Here is a 3,249-nt window from a genome sequence, read left to right as displayed (position 1 = left end):
GCAATCCAGAATTACCAAAATGGGATATCCTTATTCAACCTGCTAGCGGGTAAATTCATTCCTAGAAATCTCCTAAGGAGTGCCAACCTAGGTATAGCGCTTGCGATAATGCCAGTTTAGGCAAGCTCAACCTGAGATCGATGCTTGATAAAGGCGGCATTTGGGCTGATCATCGCAGGCAACCGAAGCTGATCAATAATCCAGCCTGCGTTTATGCTGCAATGTTCAATCAGCGACGCTGTGCCTTCAGCCTCAGCGGTTCCTGCCTGGGCTGTCAGCACTTTCAATCGAAGTATGTTCCGTAGAACCAGAGCAATCGCTGGGCACTCTAGAGGGTAGGACTGCCCACGCCCTAGCTGGGATGCTTACGCTTCATAAAGCATCCCAACATGAGTTACGCAATTAACTGTTTTCGGACGATCACCCGTTTGGGTATCTTCCGACAGGTCAAAATCGAAGGCGCGATCGTCCTCGTGCCTGTTGGTATTCCGGCTTCTCCCAAGAAAGTAGGGATTAACCCTGGTGACTCGATCGAGGAACCAACTGAGCTAACCATGGGTGGGAAGCTTGTGCCCAGCTTCAGCTATGTCAAAGAGTCGAAATCCGAAATCGAAATTGAGTTTGACTCAGCGACCACTGAGATCGAGCAATTGATCCACGGCAACGTGGTCGGCGCTGGCACCAACGTCCACGGTTACGTCTATGCCGAATTCAACACCGCCAGCTTACCGCCTGCACGGGTAGAGGGGCAGATCGGCTATAGCGTGACGGCTCAAGACGCCAACAGCAAAGCGCAAGTCAGTTATATCGACTTGACCACCAAGCTGTCTGCACCGATCGCGGTCGAAGCAGTTGATGCCACTCTCGCAGGCGATCAAATCACGATCGACGCGCACATGTCCTTTACCGTTTCAGCGGCACTGGCTGAGAAAGCAGTCGAGGTCCATGCCTGGGTGCCTTGCGTCATCCCCACCGCTGCAATCATTACCGCGAAGCCGATCGGCTTGGTATCTGTGTTCGCTCAGGGGATTAACCACGACGACACAGCGCGCTTGGTCATTGCACGCAACTGCGCGCGCCTGGCAGGCGGTCAAATCTCCTCTGATCCAGGGCGATCGGTCAAGCTGCGGATTTTGCCCGATGTCACCGATGGTACTGGGCTTGGGTACCAAATCATCGACACCCCACTAGAAACGGCTGCGTAAGATGCCTCAGTTTCACTACCTGACACGCGGCAACGGCACAACGCTGCTGGTCAAAGCGCCAGTCTTCGCCGTGGATGCCGAAATTCGCGCCTATCACCTGGAGCTGCTACGCCAGGTGGTACAGCTGGATGGCTATCATCTGGCAACCGCCGATCCGGTGCTCTTTGAGCATTTTGAGCCGTTGTATCGCGCGATCGCGCAGCATCTGACACCACCATTTGAGCCAGACAGCCTTACGTCTGTATCCCGTCACCAGTTTTTCATTTCGATGGGCCTTGAACCTGTCGATAAGGAGATGACGTTGATCAGCCTGTCAGGGCTAGAGCAGCTCATGGGCTTCACCCACACCAGGGGCACGGTTGGGGACAACCAACCCCCACTGCTCCTCACCAGTGGCAACATCGATATGGACCTGCTTGCCAGCCTGGAGCTGATCTTTCAAGACCGACTCGCCTGGTTGGTCCACCATTACTCCCGTGCCGACTTGCTGGATCTACTCAGCCAGGGACAAAACCTGAGGCGTGGCAAGGACGCGATCGACGAGTTGCAAGCAGAGCGCGATCGGGCACTCTTTGAACAGAATCAAGCCACGATCGCGGCTGGCTTCCGGCAGCACGGCGGTTTTGCGTTTTAAGCCCTCCTAAATCTCATTGAGACTCCTATGCCCCTCACCGTCACGCTCAACAACGGACAGTCGATCGTCGCCCAGCGACTCACCAGCTCTACCTATCCCGCGCTCGCGGCGCTGCTTTGGGAGGAAGGAGAAGCTTTCCCAGACCTCAGCACACCAGACGCGAGACGACAGCTCGCGCCGCTGATGTTTCGGCGGCTACGCGATCCGCAGTTCATTGAGTCTCTCGCCTTCGCCCTCGTGACCATCTTCCCCGATATCCCAGAGCATCTCGTCTGGTACGGCCCAAAGCAAAAGCCACCCTTTGGGGTTGCAGGTTTGGAGCTAGACGAAATTTTGCGCGTACTGATGGCGGTTTCAGGTGCGATTAAAATCAAGCCTGCTGACCTGGGGACAACGCCGCCTCGGGCAGCAGGGTTTGAGCGTCCCAAACTGGCTAAGCCAACGCCAAAGCAACCAGCAAACAGCGATGCCCGTGCTAAACAAACAGCCAGAAGCGGACGCCGTTGATCGGGAGGCAATGTTTAAACTGCGATCGCCCTGCTCCTTGCAGAGGTTGACTCATGAGTACACAAAGCCGATACAGCGCGAACAGGGCACTCTAGCCTCAGGACAGCCTACGCCTCAGTTGGGATGCTTCACTCCTCCAGTTGGGGCGTTTCGCTGTGCTCGACCCAATTCAGTTAATTGTCCAGACGATCGAACGCTCGCCTGAAGTGCTGAAGTCGTTAGCCAAGCGCTTAGACGATCTGGAGAAGCTTGTCGATCGCCTCAACAACAGCTATCAGGAAGGCGGCAGGCAGGGCGAGGAGGCGCACAAGAAGGTTAAGAAAAGCGGGGACGAGCATAAGCTGACAGCGGAGGGGCTCGTCGTTGCCTATGAAAAATTCAAGCTCGCGTTTGAGCTACTGAAGCAGGTGGGTGAGCGGGCGTTTGAGGGGCTTATTCAACAGAACATTGAACTCAGACAGCAGATTCAAAGTACCAGTGCTCAGCTCGTTTCTAACCAGGATGTTTTAGTCGGTGGGAAGGTCGTTAAAGACACGCTGGCAGCCATTGAGGCGGCTGGCACGCCAGTGCAAGGGCAGATCCAAAAATTACGTCAGGATGCCCTGCAGGTTTCCGGCGTCACCAGCGCCGATCTGGTAGGGTCCTTCGAGGCGCTCTCGCAGGCGACCGGCACGCTCAAGGTCAACCTTTCTCAGGCAGAAACGCTTGCCGTGAGGCTGACGGCTCAAGGCACCACGCTGGGCTTAGGAGCGCAGCAGATTAACAGCGAAATCCAACAAATTTCCAGGCTAGAAATCAATTCGTACAATACGCTTGCCAAGAGCCCTGTCGGGTAGAGAGGACTCCTTCAATACTTAGGTCTGCTTTGTGTTCCCTGTTGCTCCTGTCTTTCGGTTCAAGAGT

Annotated in this window: 5 protein-coding genes; all 5 read left to right on the top strand. The window is 55.2% G+C overall.

What is annotated here, in order from left to right:
* Window positions 1-140: 140 nt before the first annotated feature.
* The 5 genes from C7B82_RS35300 to C7B82_RS24985 all read left to right on the top strand — a co-directional run bounded on the left by C7B82_RS35300 (window position 141) and on the right by C7B82_RS24985 (window position 3,182).
* A complete protein-coding gene (locus tag C7B82_RS35300) occupies window positions 141-305 on the top strand; it encodes a DUF6464 family protein (RefSeq protein WP_219904684.1) in 165 nt (54 codons plus the stop codon).
* 84 nt (window positions 306-389) lie between these two features.
* A complete protein-coding gene (locus tag C7B82_RS25000) occupies window positions 390-1,205 on the top strand; it encodes a hypothetical protein (protein WP_106259483.1) in 816 nt (271 codons plus the stop codon).
* A 1-nt stretch (window position 1,206) separates the two neighbouring features.
* Window positions 1,207-1,839: a hypothetical protein gene (locus tag C7B82_RS24995; protein WP_106259482.1), complete on the top strand. Its 633-nt coding sequence runs from the start codon at window positions 1,207-1,209 to the stop codon at window positions 1,837-1,839.
* 27 nt (window positions 1,840-1,866) lie between these two features.
* On the top strand, window positions 1,867-2,346 hold the full coding sequence (locus C7B82_RS24990) for a hypothetical protein (protein ID WP_106259481.1): 480 nt from the start codon (window positions 1,867-1,869) through the stop codon (window positions 2,344-2,346).
* A gap of 155 nt (window positions 2,347-2,501) precedes the next feature.
* The gene (locus tag C7B82_RS24985) at window positions 2,502-3,182 is read left to right on the top strand and encodes a hypothetical protein (RefSeq protein ID WP_106259480.1); all 681 of its coding nucleotides are present in this window, start codon (window positions 2,502-2,504) and stop codon (window positions 3,180-3,182) included.
* Window positions 3,183-3,249: the final 67 nt, after the last annotated feature.

The organism is Stenomitos frigidus ULC18, from assembly GCF_003003795.1.
In the GTDB taxonomy this organism is placed as follows: Bacteria; Cyanobacteriota; Cyanobacteriia; order Leptolyngbyales; family Leptolyngbyaceae; genus Stenomitos; species Stenomitos frigidus_A.
Note: the sequence above shows the minus strand (reverse complement) of the source record. Positions and strands in the feature narration are given on the sequence as shown.